At 34.4% G+C, this 16052-nt stretch carries 17 protein-coding genes; 15 read left to right on the top strand and 2 right to left on the bottom strand.

All coding sequences use genetic code 11. From position 1 onward, the window contains the following. The first annotated feature begins 216 nt into the window (after positions 1-216). The 13 genes from DN394_RS19610 (at position 217) to DN394_RS19545 (ending at position 12188) form a co-directional block, all read left to right on the top strand. A complete protein-coding gene (locus tag DN394_RS19610) occupies positions 217-816 on the top strand; it encodes a TasA family protein (RefSeq protein ID WP_098086013.1) in 600 nt (199 codons plus the stop codon). A 376-nt stretch (positions 817-1192) separates the two neighbouring features. Continuing rightward, positions 1193-1879: a CPBP family intramembrane glutamic endopeptidase gene (locus DN394_RS19605; RefSeq protein WP_149294152.1), complete on the top strand. Its 687-nt coding sequence runs from the start codon at positions 1193-1195 to the stop codon at positions 1877-1879. 24 nt (positions 1880-1903) lie between these two features. Beyond that, the gene (locus DN394_RS19600; RefSeq protein ID WP_149294151.1) at positions 1904-2875 is read left to right on the top strand and encodes a phosphotransferase enzyme family protein; all 972 of its coding nucleotides are present in this window, start codon (positions 1904-1906) and stop codon (positions 2873-2875) included. A 159-nt stretch (positions 2876-3034) separates the two neighbouring features. After that, positions 3035-4495, top strand: coding sequence for an alanine/glycine:cation symporter family protein (locus tag DN394_RS19595; RefSeq protein ID WP_098953483.1), 1461 nt, complete (start codon positions 3035-3037; stop codon positions 4493-4495). A 56-nt stretch (positions 4496-4551) separates the two neighbouring features. Beyond that, positions 4552-5361: an amino acid ABC transporter ATP-binding protein gene (locus DN394_RS19585; RefSeq protein ID WP_098953494.1), complete on the top strand. Its 810-nt coding sequence runs from the start codon at positions 4552-4554 to the stop codon at positions 5359-5361. A gap of 12 nt (positions 5362-5373) precedes the next feature. Next, positions 5374-6204, top strand: coding sequence for a glutamine ABC transporter substrate-binding protein GlnH (glnH, locus tag DN394_RS19580; RefSeq protein WP_097917707.1), 831 nt, complete (start codon positions 5374-5376; stop codon positions 6202-6204). Positions 6205-6304: 100 nt separating this feature from the next. Continuing rightward, on the top strand, positions 6305-6961 hold the full coding sequence (locus DN394_RS19575) for an amino acid ABC transporter permease (protein ID WP_097917706.1): 657 nt from the start codon (positions 6305-6307) through the stop codon (positions 6959-6961). Then, complete coding sequence (locus DN394_RS19570) at positions 6962-7606, top strand: amino acid ABC transporter permease (RefSeq protein WP_097917705.1); 645 nt, start codon at positions 6962-6964, stop codon at positions 7604-7606. A 204-nt stretch (positions 7607-7810) separates the two neighbouring features. Beyond that, complete coding sequence (locus tag DN394_RS19565) at positions 7811-9229, top strand: amino acid permease (protein WP_046953813.1); 1419 nt, start codon at positions 7811-7813, stop codon at positions 9227-9229. After that, positions 9213-9590, top strand: coding sequence for an OsmC family protein (locus tag DN394_RS19560; protein ID WP_060486998.1), 378 nt, complete (start codon positions 9213-9215; stop codon positions 9588-9590). Before DN394_RS19565 ends, DN394_RS19560 begins: the two co-directional genes overlap by 17 nt. Positions 9591-9601: 11 nt before the next feature. Continuing rightward, entirely contained in the window at positions 9602-10087 is a 486-nt protein-coding gene (locus DN394_RS19555) for an HIT family protein (protein ID WP_097917703.1), read from the top strand. A gap of 153 nt (positions 10088-10240) precedes the next feature. Then, positions 10241-10798 (top strand): RNA polymerase sigma factor, encoded by a 558-nt coding sequence (locus tag DN394_RS19550; protein ID WP_097917702.1) that lies wholly within the window; start codon positions 10241-10243, stop codon positions 10796-10798. Further along, positions 10764-12188, top strand: a complete 1425-nt coding sequence (locus DN394_RS19545) for a DUF4367 domain-containing protein (protein WP_097917701.1) — start codon at positions 10764-10766, stop codon at positions 12186-12188. The genes DN394_RS19550 and DN394_RS19545 overlap by 35 nt, the downstream gene beginning before the upstream one ends. 41 nt (positions 12189-12229) lie before the next feature. Here the strand turns inward: DN394_RS19545 and DN394_RS19540 are convergent, their stop codons facing one another. Continuing rightward, positions 12230-13225, bottom strand: coding sequence for a helix-turn-helix transcriptional regulator (locus tag DN394_RS19540; protein ID WP_170958679.1), 996 nt, complete (start codon positions 13223-13225; stop codon positions 12230-12232). A gap of 65 nt (positions 13226-13290) precedes the next feature. On the opposite strand from DN394_RS19540, the gene DN394_RS19535 reads away from it, so the two are divergent. Both DN394_RS19535 and DN394_RS19530 read left to right on the top strand, forming a co-directional pair. Continuing rightward, positions 13291-13815, top strand: coding sequence for a dihydrofolate reductase family protein (locus tag DN394_RS19535; protein ID WP_098086028.1), 525 nt, complete (start codon positions 13291-13293; stop codon positions 13813-13815). Between the two features lie 202 nt (positions 13816-14017). After that, the gene (locus DN394_RS19530; protein ID WP_001032607.1) at positions 14018-14440 is read left to right on the top strand and encodes a hypothetical protein; all 423 of its coding nucleotides are present in this window, start codon (positions 14018-14020) and stop codon (positions 14438-14440) included. A gap of 236 nt (positions 14441-14676) precedes the next feature. Here DN394_RS19530 and DN394_RS19525 read toward each other — a convergent pair whose 3' ends face one another. After that, positions 14677-16047: a sensor histidine kinase gene (locus DN394_RS19525; RefSeq protein WP_046953805.1), complete on the bottom strand. Its 1371-nt coding sequence runs from the start codon at positions 16045-16047 to the stop codon at positions 14677-14679. Positions 16048-16052: the final 5 nt, after the last annotated feature.

The raw sequence follows: 16052 nt of genomic DNA, 5'->3' as shown, positions 1-16052 counted from the left end.
TATTAAATGAAATGAGATTGGCTAACAAATAACCGGTAATGATATACGGTAACATTACCGGTTATTTTAAAAGTAATAGTTGTTTGGGTACATGAAGTAATTAGCTTAAAGGTAGCTCGCTTTCGTTATGGGACAAGGTAGTTGGTTAATTAGTATTGTTTGTGGGATGGAAATTAGGTTTGTAGTTTGAACTTTAAAAATAGGGGGACTTGTGAAATGGGTATGAAGAAAAAACTTGGTATGAGCGTTGTAACTGCAGCATTGGGCTTATCTTTAATTGGCGGGGGAACATATGCGTATTTCAGTGATAAGGAAGTATCACAAAACACGTTTGCAGCGGGTACTTTAGATTTGAGTGTAAATCCTGAAGTTGTTATTAATGTCAACAATCTGAAACCAGGTGATGAAATGGAGCGCGGTTTTCAATTAGTTAACAAAGGAACCTTAGCAATAGGAGATGTAAAACTCCTGACAGATTACAGTGTAATCGATGCGAAAGGGGATAATGGAAATGCTGATTTTGGTGAGCATATCCGTGTTGATTTCTTGTGGAATTTGGATAAAAATGAAGTTCCAATTTGGTCTACTACATTGTCTGAATTAAAGGTAGCAACACAAAATGGAAGTATTCCTGATCTTGTACAAAAAGGTGTGGTAGACCGAGAAGGAAATGGACTTGCTCCTGGTGATGATGATACTTTCTACGTAATGTTCACATTTGTAGATAACGATGAAGAGCAAAATGTATTTCAAGGAGATTCATTAAAATTAAATTGGACTTTCAATTCAATGCAGGCAAAAGGTGAAGAGAAATAAAAATAAATGTTATATACGAGAATTAATTGATGAAGAATTGATAAATAGAACTTTTAATAGTGTAAAGGTTGATTTAGTGAATCAACCTTTTTTGTTTTTAGATTTTTTATAGTATTCATAGAAGTACTCCTAATATTTATGCCAGATTGAATAGAGGCTATATAGGAGTGATGAGAACATATGCTTTTTGCTATTATCTTGTTGTGAACTCTTCTGTTCGGCCATACTTTCCATCTCCTTTTCATCGAAATCATTTATGTTAAGTTTTTTCTTTTTTTATAAAATTACGCTTGGATTATTTTTGGGTAAAAAAGCTTGAAAGTTACGTTACGTCACCTTTTATACTATAGAAAATAGGATATAGGGGATGAGATAGATGACTTTAAGGAATATGTGGGGATGGAAAGAAATCTTATATTTATTTGTGTTTGTATTCATTATTGTTCCAGTAACAGTTGAATCTCTTTTTTATGATTATGCTTTAAAAATAATAGGTAACTCATTATATGCTGGAGTATTAATGGGACTTATAATGGCAGTGATATTTACTACCGTAGTTTATCTTTTTTGTATAAAAAGATATAAACTCTCGTGGAAAGATATCGGAATTCGGAAGCTTTCATGGAAAGATTTCTTATGGACAGTTGGAGCGGCTATTCTCTTAATTGGAGTTAGTATTGCTGTATTAGTGATAATGGAGAAAATGGGTATTTCTTTTGAAAACAGTAAGACGGAGACAGTTAAAAATGATAAATCAATATATTCGTTCTGTATTGCGGTAATTGGAGCAGCGGTTATATCACCAATCTATGAAGAGATTTTATATCGAGGTGTTTTTTATACATTTTTTCGTGATAGATATGGTATATGGGGCGGTATGTTTATAAGTTCCACAATATTTACCGTTGTCCATATTCCTACATATAACACATTGCCGGTTAATTTTTTGAGTGGGGTAGTATTTGCATGGTTATATGAGAAAACAAATTCTATTTTATCAGCTATGATTGCCCACGCATTATTCAACTTCATAGCAGTACTTCTAACATTTGTGTCGAATTAAGAAGATATATAGGAGGGATTACATATGGAAATAGCTGTAGAACGTGTTTTTACAAAAGGAGTTTTAAAAAGAGCAACGAGTTTGTTTCGTGTAACAGTGGAAAAAAAGCCACTTGGAGATTTTGAGAATTATATTTTTAAGGCGAAGAGTGATAATGATGAAGACTATGTATTACGTTTAACGCATTCTTCGCATCGCTCTAAACAAGAGGTAGAGGCTGAACTAGATTTTTTACGTTATGTTGCGGAAAACGGAGCAAAGGTAGCAGGACCTCTTTACTCAGCATCTCAAAATCTTGTAGAAGAAATAGGAGCAGAGGATGGAACTTTCTTTTTCGCTTCCTTATTTACATATGCAAAAGGTGAGCAAGTAAAAGGAAAAGAATCACCTTATTGGGGAGATGCTTACTTTGAAGCATGGGGAAAAGCCATTGGCCAACTACATCGCCTAACAATGAACTATCCTAAAACAGATTATCGTGATACGTGGGAAGAAGATGAGAGCGGGATTGTTAATGAATTAGAAGATGAGAAAGTGAAAGAGATTGCTGCTGTATTAATGGATGAAATAAAGGCTCTTCCCATTGAAAGAGAAACGTTCGGCCTTATGCACGGTGATATTCATCCAGGTAATTTTCATTATGATGGAAAAGAGCTAACAATCTTTGATTTTGATGATGCAGCTTATAATTACTTTATACATGATTTAGCGATGGTTCTCTATTACTCTGTTCTATTTACACCGTGGACAGCGGAAGAGAAGACAAAGTTTGCTCGGAAACAGCTACAAGTGTTACGAAAAGGCTATGAGTATGAGCACAGACTAGCGGATAGTTGGTATGAATCGTTACCGTTGTTCTTACGTCTACGTGATATTGGTTTATACGGTACGCTTCAAAAGAAGTTTAAAGGGAAAGATATGCCAGATAACTTCCGAGAATTATCAGAAGAGCTATATGAAAGAATTATAAAAAGAGAAGCAATTGTGAATATATAATACATTTTTGTGAAAACAAAGTATACAGAATAAATGTATGCTTTGTTTTTTTATACAAAAATATGTTTGTTTTATTAAAATAATATTGTTATAGATTCGGTATACACTTATAATTTTATATATATTCTGAATATTCTTTATAAAGAAGGAGGGGGAATGTTGGAAGCTTTCGTAAATTGGTTAAATAATATTGTTTGGAGTCCAGCACTTGTTTATTTATGTTTAGGAGTAGGTTTATATTTTTCCATTCGAACGAGGTTTTTACAAGTAAGGCATGTAGGCGAAATGGTGAAGCTGACATTTCAAGGTGAAAAATCAGAGGCTGGTGTTTCTTCATTCCAAGCGTTAGCACTTTCGTTATCAGGGCGCGTTGGGACAGGGAATATAGCTGGGGTAGCAACAGCGGTTGCATTCGGTGGACCAGGAGCTGTATTTTGGATGTGGGCAGTGGCCTTTTTAGGAGCAGGATCAGCTTATGTAGAATCTACATTAGCACAAATATATAAGACGAAACATCAAGGGCAGTTTCGTGGTGGACCTGCTTATTACATTGAAAAAGGTTTAGGTGTGAAATGGTATGCATTAGTATTCGTTGCAGCGACAATTCTTGCAACGGGGCTTTTATTGCCAGGTGTGCAAGCGAATAGTATTGCTGTAAGTTTAGAAACAGCTTTTGGAATTAACACTACCGTATCAGGGGCTTTATTAGTTGTTGTATTAGCTCTTATCATCTTCGGTGGAGTAAAGCGAATTGTTAACGTGGCACAAGTTGTCGTACCGTTTATGGCAGTTGGTTATATTTTAGTAGCTTGCGTTATTGTTGCTATGAATATTGAAAAGTTGCCAGAAGCATTTATGTTAATTATAAGAAGTGCTTTTGCATTAGAGGCGGCTTTCGGTGGTATTATCGGTTTAGCAATTTCTTGGGGAGTAAAACGTGGTATTTATTCCAATGAAGCAGGGCAAGGAACTGGACCACATGCAGCAGCTGCTGCGGAAGTATCACATCCAGCTAAACAAGGTTTAGTGCAAGCATTTTCCGTTTACATTGATACATTATTTGTTTGTTCAGCAACAGCATTTATGATGATTATTACAGGCATGTATAACGTATTTGATGCAAGCGGAAAAAACTTTATCGTAAATAAATTAGATGGTGCTCAGCCGGGACCGGGATATACACAGGCAGCGGTAGAATCTGTTTTTCCTGGATTTGGAAACGCTTTCGTTGCAATCTCGTTACTATTCTTTGCATTTACAACAATTATGGCGTATTACTACATTGCAGAAACGAATATCGCGTACTTAAATCGTGATAAAGACCGTCCTTGGCTGTCTATGGTACTAAGATTTGTATTTTTAGGAGCTGTATTCTACGGCTGTATAAAAACAGCAGCAACAGCTTGGGCTTTAGGTGACATTGGTGTAGGAATTATGGCATGGGTAAATATCATTGCGATTTTATTATTACAAAAACCTGCATTAGTCGCATTAAAGGATTATGAAAAGCAAAAAAAAGAAGGAAAAGATCCAGTATTCGATCCAGGGCCATTAGGAATTAAAAATGCTGATTTTTGGGAGCATGAATACGGGAAAGATAAGAAAGAAGAAGTATCTTAATGGAATAGAAATGAAAAAGCAAAGGGAAAATCCCTTTGCTTTTTTTTATGGGCAAAATGAGGCAGGTAGTTATTTTTTTGCCTATTTTTGAATATAAAAAGAATGTACATGCTTTGTTAGAGGAAGGGGGGAGTATGTTGATAGAGTTTCGTAACGTAAATAAATATTATGGCAACTTTCAAGTGCTAAAAGATATTAATGTGCAAGTGAAAAAAGGTGAAGTGGTAGTAGTTGTTGGGCCTTCGGGATCAGGAAAAAGTACATTACTTCGGTGTATAAACCAGCTAGAGTCAATTACAGATGGAGAATTAATTGTACAAAATACAGAGGTACACAATGCAAAAACAGATATGAATGAATTACGCCGAAATATTGGGATGGTTTTTCAGCATTTTTATTTATACCCGCATAAAACAGTTCTTCAAAATATTACACTAGCACCGATCAAAGTAAATAAAATTTCAAAAGAAGAAGCAGAGAAAACAGCGATGTTTTATTTAGAGAAAGTAGGAATCCCGGAGAAGGCAGGTGTATATCCACATCAATTATCCGGAGGACAACAGCAAAGGGTAGCAATTGCTAGAGGACTCGCGATGCAGCCGGAAATTATGCTATTCGATGAGCCTACGTCTGCTCTTGATCCAGAGATGATTGGGGAAGTACTTGATGTTATGAAAAAGCTAGCTAAAGAAGGGATGACGATGGTCGTCGTCACGCATGAGATGGGATTTGCGAGAGAAGTAGCAGATCGAATTTTATTTATGGATGATGGCAAAATTATTGAGGATACAACGCCAGTACAATTCTTTGCAAGTCCTGAACAAGAAAGAGCTCGTCTATTTTTAAGAAGAGTGTTAAATCATTAAAGGGGGAGTTTTATGCTTAAAATGAAAAAGTTGTTTATGTTAATCGTATTTTCATGTTTATTCGTACTTGTCGTTGCTGGATGCGGAAGTAAAAAAGATGAGGCGAAAGAAACGAATACGAAGCAAGGCGGAGCTGTGGAGCAAATTAAGAAGCGCGGGAAATTAGTAGTTGGAGTGAAGAATGATACGAACTTATTCGGATTAAAAAATCCTTCCACTGGGCAGGTAGAAGGATTTGATGTTGATGTCGCGAAAGCACTTGCAAAAAAGATTTTTGGAGATGAAAAGAAACTAGAATTAAAAGAAGTAACGTCTAAAACACGTATTCCACTACTGAAAAATGGTGATATTGATGCAATTATCGCAACAATGACAATTACAGAAGAACGTAAAAAAGAAGTGGATTTTTCAGATGTATATTTTAAAGCGGGACAATCGTTACTTGTGAAAAAAGGGAGCGATATTAAAAGTATTGATGATGTGAAAAAGGGTGTGAAAGTGTTAGCTGTAAAAGGTTCAACGTCTACAAATAATATTCGTCAAAAGTCACCAGAAGCGACTGTATTAGAATTTGAAAATTACAGTGAGGCATTTACGGCGTTAAAAGCAGGGAAAGGCGATGTTTTAACGACAGATAATGCAATTCTTTACGGCATGGCAAAACAAGATTCAAATTATGAAGTTGTAGGGAAAATTTTCACGGATGAACCATACGGAATTGCAGTGCAAAAAGGTGCAGATGATTTGACAAAAGAGATTAATAGCTTACTAAAAGATATGAAAGCGAATGGGGAATACGATAAATTGTATGAAAAATGGATTGGACAAAAACAAGAGAAGTAAAGTGAAACTTTAATTAGTGGGGCTTTATTTCTAGTGAATAGTAACAGTGAGAGGATGAGGGATGCTCATCCTCTTCTTGTAAAGAAAGAGGGGAGAATATGTGCCTGATTTTTCTATATTAACGAATAATATTGATATGTATGTAGAAGGCTTTAAGTATACAGTTATGTCTAGTGTAATTGCATTAATAGGAAGCTTTATTTTAGGAGTAATTTTGGCTGTAATGCGTATTGCACCGATTCGTATTTTAAATTGGATAGGGTCAGCTTTTGTGGAGTTTGTAAGAAATATTCCACTCGTATTAATTGCATTTATATTCTATTTTGCTTTACCTGTAATAGGAATTACTTTAAATGGGTTTGTAGCAGGAACAGTTACGCTTACCGTATATACGGCAGCGTTTATTGCGGAAGTTATTCGCGCTGGTATTTTATCAGTCGCAAAAGGTCAAATGGAAGCAGCACGTTCCTCAGGATTGACTTATACGCAAGCAATGTACCATATCGTTTTACCCCAAGCGATGAAAATCGTAATTCCTCCTCTAGGAAATCAATTTCTCAATTTAGTAAAAAACTCTTCCATACTCGGAATTATCGCTGGTACGGATTTAATGTATCAAGGAGACTTAATTTCAACGAAGACATTGGTTACGTTCGACGTCTATATATTTGTCGGGATGTTTTATTTAATATTAACAATTCCGCTCAGTATGCTAGTGCGTTATTTAGAAAAACGCTTAGCAAAGGAGGCGGCGTAAATGGATTTTAAGGGAGCAATTACAGGAGATCATATTCTGTTTTTATTAAAAGGATTACTTATAACGTTAGAGGTAGCGCTTGTAGCAATTGTACTCAGCTTTATTATTGGTAGTATAATAGGGATATTGCGCTACATGAAAATCCCTGTCGTCTCACAAGTATTAGGAATTATCGTTGAAGTGATTCGAAACTTACCACTACTTTTAATTATATTTTTCACATATTTTGCGCTTCCAGAAGCAGGCTTGAAATTAGAAATTATAACAGCTACAATTGTTGCTTTAACAATATTTGAAGCAGCAATGATATCTGAAATTGTTCGAAGTGGTTTATTATCTATTGAAAAAGGACAGATTGAGGCTGCAAGATCTTCAGGATTAACGTATGTTCAAGCGCTTTGGCACATTATTTTACCACAAGCATTAAGAAGAATGGTCCCGCCGCTTGTTAGTCAGTTTATTTCATTGCTGAAAGATACATCATTAGCAGTTGTTATATCACTGCCAGAGCTTATGCATAATGCTCAAATTATTAGCGGGCAGAATGTAAATTATATGATTCCAACGTTTATAGTAGTAGCCTGTATGTACTTTATCGTAAATTATAGTTTATCAATTTTATCGAGAAGATTAGAACACCGTTAACTCTTACAATATATGTAAGGGTTTTTCCTTGTTTCTCCTTATTTTCCTCTAATTAGAATATAAATCTCGCGATAATTCGATTTTTTATATTATTTTATCAGAAAAGTTTTAATTTTATATAGAAATTGTAATCGCTTTCGTGTATATTTTTATTATCAGAAAATTTTAACAAGATATAGGGGTATCGGTAGGGGGAGGATTCAGATGCAGCAACCAACGAATGAGAAATTACATCGTACGATGAAGAGTAGACATTTATTTATGATCGCACTAGGTGGTGTAATCGGAACTGGTTTTTTCTTAGGTTCAGGTTACACCATTAATCAGGCTGGACCAGGGGGAGCCATCCTTTCATATTTAGTAGGCGGATTTATTATGTATTTAACAATGCTTTGTCTTGGAGAGTTAACGGTAGCGATGCCAGTTTCAGGTTCTTTCCAAAAGTATGCGACGAAGTTTATTGGACCAGGAACGGGCTTTATGATCGGCTGGCTATATTGGCTTGGCTGGGCAGTGACAGTAGGTTTAGAGTTAACATCAATCGGTTTAATGATGAAAAGATGGTTTCCAAATGTTGATGTTTGGGTATGGTGTCTCGTATTCGGCGTTATTCTATATGCGTCAAACGCAATTTCGGCGAAAAGTTATGCTGAATTAGAATTTTGGTTCTCTAGTATTAAAGTAGTGACAATTCTTGCGTTTGTTGTTCTTGGTGGTGGTGCATTATTAGGGTTTATATCATATGACGGAAAAGAAGCAGCACCTCTTTTCTCTAACTTTGTAAGCGATGGTGGATTGTTCCCGAATGGACTAGCTGCCGTATTACTTACAATGATTACGGTTAACTTCTCATTCCAAGGAACAGAGTTAATCGGGATTGCAGCGGGAGAAAGTGAAAATCCAGAAAAAACAATTCCACGTGCAATTCGTAATACAGTATGGCGCATTATGTTATTCTTCATTTTAACAATGACGATTTTAGTAGGGTTAATTTCTTGGAAAGAAGCAGGGGTAATTGAAAGTCCATTCGTAGTCGTATTTGATAAAATCGGTATTCCATACGCAGCTGATATTATGAACTTCGTTATTATTACAGCGTTACTATCTGTAGCGAATTCAGGATTATATGCGGCAACTCGTATATTATGGTCACTTGCAAATGAAGGAATGGCACCAACATCTTTCAAGAAAGTAAATAAACGAGGTATTCCAATTACAGCGCTAGTCGTAACGATTGCGGTAGCAGGGTTATCTTTATTCACAAGCTTCCTTGCAGAAGATACAGTATACATGTACTTATTATCTATAGCTGGTTTATCGGCTGTTTCAAGTTGGATCATTATTGCTCTATCTCAACTTCGCTTTAGAAGTCAGTATATAAAAGGTGGAGGAAAGTTAGAGGACTTAAAGTATAGAACACCGTTATATCCAATTGTTCCTATTTTAGCCTTAATTACAAATAGCATCGTTGTTATTAGTTTGGCGTTTATTCCAGAACAAAGAATGGCGTTATACTGTGGTATTCCATTTATCATTTTCTGCTATATATATTATTATATGAGTAAGAAACGGAAGAAACCGATGAAAGTGGAGATGGAAGCGAAGTATGAAAATAAAAATTAAGCATGATGGTATAGAGGCAGATTTATCGTATGGTCCATTAGCGATTGGAAAAGAAAATGGGTATTCACCGTTACAATTACTCGTTTCTTCTATCGCAGGATGTAGTGCAATTGTCTTTCGAACAATTTTAGAAAAGAAACGTATTACATACGATACGTTTACAATTGAAACGGAAATTGGTAGAAGTGAAGCTTTATCAAAACCAGTTGAAAGTGTTCATTTGCACTATAAAATTAAAGCACAAAACATTACAGAAGAGCAATTGGATAAGGCACTACAACTTGCAGTGAAAAATTGCACGATTGTTCAATCGGTAAAAGATAGTATAAAAGTTACGGAAACAATTGAACTAATAAAGTGAAACATAAAAGCGTGAGAATATGGCTCTCACGTTTTTATGTTTTTAATAAAGGGGAAAATATGATGGAATGTTTAGGATGTAAATTAGCAAACGAAGAAGAAAAAATATATAAAGTATATGAAGATGAATATGTAACATGCTTTTTAGATCATGAACCTTTTTATCCAGGACATACTTTAATTGTGCCAAAGCAGCATGTTGTAGAAGTGGACGAATTAAATGACGTTGTAGCAAAATCCATTATGGATGCTTCAAAGCTTATTACAAAAGTGATTAAGTCATTATATAAACCAGATGGAGTTACAATTTGTCAAAATGGTGGAGTCTTTAACGAGTTAACGCATTATCATATGCATGTCGTACCAAGATATAAAGAGCGCTCGTTTGCTGAGTTTTATATGGTACAACCTGGAGAGAAGCAGAATCATAACTTTGAAGAGACAAAGCATTTGTTAAAAAAAGAGATAGAGAAGATACTACTTATTGAAAAGGAATAAGAGGGATGTTCTTAATGGAACAGTCAGGAAAATTCTAATAAACAAAAGCTCAATTTCTCGTTTATTCTATAATTAAATTTTATCTATAAAAAGATTTTGCAGTGTCACAAAGTATAGCGCTCATTCGTTATATAGAGTGAGAGGAGGAATTATATGAAAGTTACAAACAACGATTATGAAAAGATGGAAGAGCTATACGAGTTGTATGAACAAAAAATTTATTATGTAGCTTATTCTATTTTAAATAATATTCAGCAGGCTGAAGATGCGGTTCAAGAGACGTTTATTACTCTTTATAAGAACTTGGAAAAGCTCCATAGCTTGAGTACTGAAGAGCTTAAACGCTACATTTTGAGGGTCGCGAAAAATAAGGCGATTGATAGTTATCGGAAAAATAAACGACATGAAACATTTTTAGAAGAATATGAAAGAGAATCAATAGAAGCAGTAGATGGAAATATTGAAGAGTGGGAAAAACGTAAAATGTCTGAGGTTCAAATTGATACTTTGCTAAAAGAGTTAAATGAATCTAACAGACAGGTGTTTAAGTACAAAGTCTTCTATAACTTAACGTATCAAGAAATTTCAAGTGTTATGGGGATAACGGAGGTCAATGTCCGCAAGCAGTTTGAACGCGCTCGAAAACGAGTCCAAAATATGATAGGAGGTATACAACATGACGAATTCAAAGAACTCCAAAGAAATATATGAACTTGCTGAAAAAATTGCTTTAGATGATTTTGATAAACTCGAAGAACAACATGAATTTTCACATACATATACGCGCAAAAAGAAATTGTTTATGGAGGAAATGAAGTTGAAAGATGGACAACCGCAGAAAAAGCGTAAAAGACATCGTATGTTAATCGCTGCTGCTTGCTTATTGATTGGTATGCCGACAACCGTTTTTGGTGCAGTGAAAGTCTATAATATGATTGTTCAAAAACAAAATTACGAAGTAAATGTTTCCTTAACAAATAAGGATTCGAAAAAGAGTGATCAGTGGTATAAGTTGAAGGTTGGTAAATTGCCAGAAAATATGGAAGCAATTGATGACTCTGCTATGAAATATTCATTTAAAGATAACTATGCAAAGGGTGGATTTTCTTTCATTCTTTGGAGAGTAGGAAAAGATTCGAATTTTAAAACGCTGTACTCAAAAAGCTACGAAGAGAAAGAGGTAAATGGTAAGAAAGCAGTGATTGTTAATAAAGAAAATGGAAACAACAATTTAGCGTTTAACAGAGAGGTCTTTCTCTTTTTTGAGAAAGAGGGGATCGTGTTACAAAGTTATATTGGAAACGATATAAACGAAGAACAAATGGTGGATGTGTTAGGGAACATTTCCCTTGAGCCTACGTCAAAAGAAAAGGCATCACATATAACAGATTATGATAAAAAGTATTTTAGCGAAGAAAGTAAGCCTAAAAAAACTAAGGTGATTCCTTTGAAAAAAGATAGTAAACGACTATTTCATATAGGACAAAAGGTTCCAGTAACGATTATCATGGATAACAGCAAAATTGAATATGTGATAGAAAAAGTTGAAGTTTTTGATTCAATCAAAGATTTTAAGCAAGAAAACTTTAATGAAACGGGATTAGGGAGACTAAGCGAGAATCAAGCTTTGGATCAAGCAGGACAATTGATACCATATAGACGGGATAAATATAAAATTGGAAATGGTAAAGATTCAATTGATCAATTAGTAGAGTCAAAATTAGTTCAGCCTAAATTTGTCTACTTGACAACAACAGTGAAAAACATTGGTAAACAGGCGACAGAAGAAATCTATATGCATCCATCCATAAAACAGCTTAAATTTGAAGGGAATGCATGGAAGTACGCTGGAAAAAATGGAATTGCAGAAAAAAATATTATGACAGGCGAAGTTGATTATTTAGAACCTCACGGAGACGGAAAAAGTTTTTACAATATTGGCAGTATCCGGCCAGGACAAACAGTAAATGTTAAATTAGGTTATTTTGTAGATGAGGATAAACTAGATTCAATCTTCCTTGATGCTTTCAGTTACAGTGGTTCTAGTGGAACTGAGAATATGAATGAGGAAAATCGTTGGTGGTTCGATATTCGTCAATAGTAAACATAATAGGAACAACTAGACTAAAAAGCTGCTTATATTTAGCAGCTTTTTTCGTCTTCATACATATGTAAAACTTCTTTCGCACGCATACGTAAACCATCTATTAATTCTTTCGGTTCTAACACTCGTGCATCTTTTCCAAGCCTATAAAATAAAGGCGTAATAAAATTGATTTCTCCTTTATCAATTGTTGAATGTATATATCCTGTCCCGTCCTCGTTTGCTACAACGAATTCTTCAAGGTAAGGCACGCTTTTACATTGGCGCACGCCTTCTGTTGTCAGTAAAACATGTAACTGAATAGGACTGTATATTACGTTAGAGTTAGAGGCAAACCACTCTTTTAAATTCATGAATGTATCCATATTTTCTTCCGTTGATAATATGGAGAGAATACGATCGATGCGATACAGTAATACTTTTTTTCTACTAAAATCATAGGAGGGCAAATACCATAAACCGTCGTGAGCATATACACCGATAGGGTGAACGTGTTTTGTTTTTATTCCTGTTTTAGATTCGTATTGAAAGTGTAAATTTTTATTTTCAATAGCCGCAGTTAACACTTCGTTTAAAAGTGGTGTATCAATTGTTCTTTTAGGGTTCCAAAAAGCGATATAAGAACGTATTTTATCAACTTTCGCTTTCGCATCATGTTGTAGAGAACTATACAGTTTATGTGTAACGGAATTGATTTCTGTGTTAAAAGGCAAGTCTCTGTAGTAACTTAAAGATTGAAAAGCAAAAAAGATGGAGACTGCTTCGTCTTCGGTAAATAAAATAGGCGGTATGACTCTATTCGTTAATACTTTATATCCTCCATTACGACCTTGTTCTGCATAAATAGGTAATCCCATATCACTTAAATCTAAAATGTATCTATGGACAGTACGAACGGAAATATTAAATTCATCAGCTATTTCCTGAGCTGTAAATGTTTTTTGGGCAGAAGCAAATATAAGAATATCTAATAAGCGTTTAGTTTTTGACAAATGTATCACCTTTTTTCTTTTTAACATGACATAAATTGTCATGTTTTATTGTTAGTATATTGTTTACATCATAATGTTATCAAGATGAGATGCAAGGAGGAGAAGAGATGTCACGTGAAATTGTTTTATTTATTGCAGCCAGTTTGGATGGATATATTGCGAAAGAAGATGATGATTTAGATTGGTTAATGGAAACCGAAGGAGAGGGAGATAACGGTTATACAGAAATGTATGAAACGATTGATACAATAATTATGGGGAAAAGAACGTACGATTATGTAGTAGAGCATACGGAAACATTCCCGTATGTAGATAAAAAATGTTATGTTTTTTCTAACTCAGAAAAAGGTTCAAACGGACATGTAGAGTTTGTAAATGAAGATGTAGTGGAGTTTATAAAAAGGTTAAAAGCACAAGAAGGATCTAAAATATGGATGGTCGGTGGAGGGAGTTTATTAAGAGAGTTCTTTAAGAATAATCTAATTGATGAATATGTTGTCACGATTACACCGCATATATTAGGTTCTGGAGTTCCGTTATTTCAAGAAAAGAAACCGGAAATCAATTTAACTTTAACGGATACGAAACGTTTTGGGCAATTTGTAAATTTATATTATAAGGAAAAGAAATAGCATACTAATGAACGGACCAAATTACATCTGATTTGGTCTGTTCGTATTCTTAGTTATAGTAAGGTTTATCTGTCCTTAACATATCAATTAGTATAAGGGATAACATATTGATTTGGATAATTCAAAAGGAAAATTGTAATTTTATGTTGAAATGAACATGGAAAGTATAAAGAAATGTGCTTAGATTACTAAGGTGGTTGTCTTGAACAAAGGGAGTGAAGAATTGGATGAAAAGAAACTATTAAAATTAGTTTTAGAAATTCAAGAGCTACAAGATTTTGGGGAAGATTTTGAACATAAACTCATTGTATTTGAAAATAGTGTTCCTTATCCAAATGCAAAAGAATTATTTTTTGCTGATTACGGTGCAGAATATATTGTAAAAAGAGCTATTAATCATAAAAATATAAAATTAGGTGAGTTAAATAAAGAGGAGTTAGTTACCTTGGTTCAAAAACTTATGGATACGGAAGGAGAAGAATGGGAACAGGCAATTTGGTTGGACATGGTTGAATCGTCTGTTATTGACCCTAAAATAGGTGATTATATTTTCTGGAGCGATGACGAATTAACCGCCAGAGAAATTATAGATAAAGCATTGGCTTATAAACCATTAAAATTATAAAGTGTGTTGCTTTAAATAGAATTAAAGGTTTATTTTAGAATAGATTGTATAAAATTAAGAGGTTTAGAAATTTGTTTAAGTTTTGTCTTTAATTTGATTTAAGCTAAAGGAGAATTTAGTTCAATAAGACAATAAAAGACGCCTAGAGTTTTTGAACTCTGGGCGTTTTCATATGCTAATTATGATGTGATTTTGTAAATCAAAACTGAACTTGTTAATTGATGATAGTTGTATTTCTATATAGATGGCAATGAAATGATAAAGCAAGACCCATGATCGACTTCGCTCGTTACAGTAATATTCCCGCCGTGTAGTTCTACAATTTCTTTCACGATAGATAGTCCTAAACCAGTTCCGCCTGTAGCTCGTGATCTTGCTTTATCAACTCGATAAAAACGGTCGAAAATGTGAGGGAGGTCTTCAGGCGGAATACCTTCGCCTTCATCTTCAATTGTAATGGAAATACGTTTATGTTCTTCTGTAACAGAAATATTTATATGAGAATGCTTTTGTGAATGTCTATAAGCGTTATTTAAAATGTTTACCACAACTTGTTCAAATCGCTGTTCATCTAAGTTTATTAGCAGTGTAGGAGGACAAGAGAAAGAAACTTTAATGTATCTTTCTTTATACATGGCATTTACTTTTTCGGCTATGCGAGTAAGGAAGGTGTGTAAATATACTTCCTTTACTTGAATAGAAAAGTTATGTTGTTCCATTTGTGCAAGTGAAAATAAATCTTGAACTAAGTTCGTAATATAATCAGACTCATCTTTTATAATAGATAAATATCGCAAACGTTGCTCAGGAGATGTGTTTTCCTTTAAAGCAATGTCAGCATAACCTCTTACGTATGTTAACGGTGTTCGTAATTCGTGAGCAACACTTGCTAGAAATTCACTTCGCTCTGTTTTCATATAATGTAAATCATTAGCAAGCGTTTGAATAGACGATGCTAGTTCACCAATTTCGTCATTTCGAGTAGTCGTTAACGAAACGGATAAATCGCCTTTACTCATTTTTTCAGTGGCATGTTTCATGTGTAACAATGGCTTTGTTAACAACCGTGATAATAGAAAGATAGTGATGACTGTTAATAGAAACGTAATGACTCCGGCAATAATGAATTGTCTTGTTAGCCCGTTAACCATTTCCTCGATTGATTCTGTTCCGAGAAACATATATACGTAGCCTTCCGTTTTTCCAGCTACTACAATGGGGCTAACTGTACATATATAATTAGATGTTTTCCAATGATTCTCTATAATTGCTCCGTCATGATCTGTCCGTGTTTGCATTTTTTCAATATGCTTTTTTATCGTAGTATTTATTTCGTTGGATTTAGCCAGTACTTCTTTATTTGCATTTGTAATAACGACAGTGGTTTCGGCTTCGGATTCCATTAGTGCAACATGGGAGATTGTTTGCTTATCAAAATACTTTTCAAGGACATCTCGGTGACTATTTCCGCGCTTTAATAAAGCTGTCATTTCTTCATTTACTCTATTGTTGACAAGGCTATAATAAAGCAAGACAAATAGAACACTTTCGATTAAAAGTGTAACAATTAAAAAATAAAATCCGAGTTGAATAGATATTCGCTTCATCGTTT

Source organism: Bacillus sp. BB081 (assembly GCF_008368895.1).
Classification (GTDB): Bacteria; Bacillota; Bacilli; order Bacillales; family Bacillaceae_G; genus Bacillus_A; species Bacillus_A wiedmannii.
The sequence above is the reverse complement of the archived record's forward strand: the minus strand, read 5'-3'. Positions and strand labels throughout refer to the sequence as shown.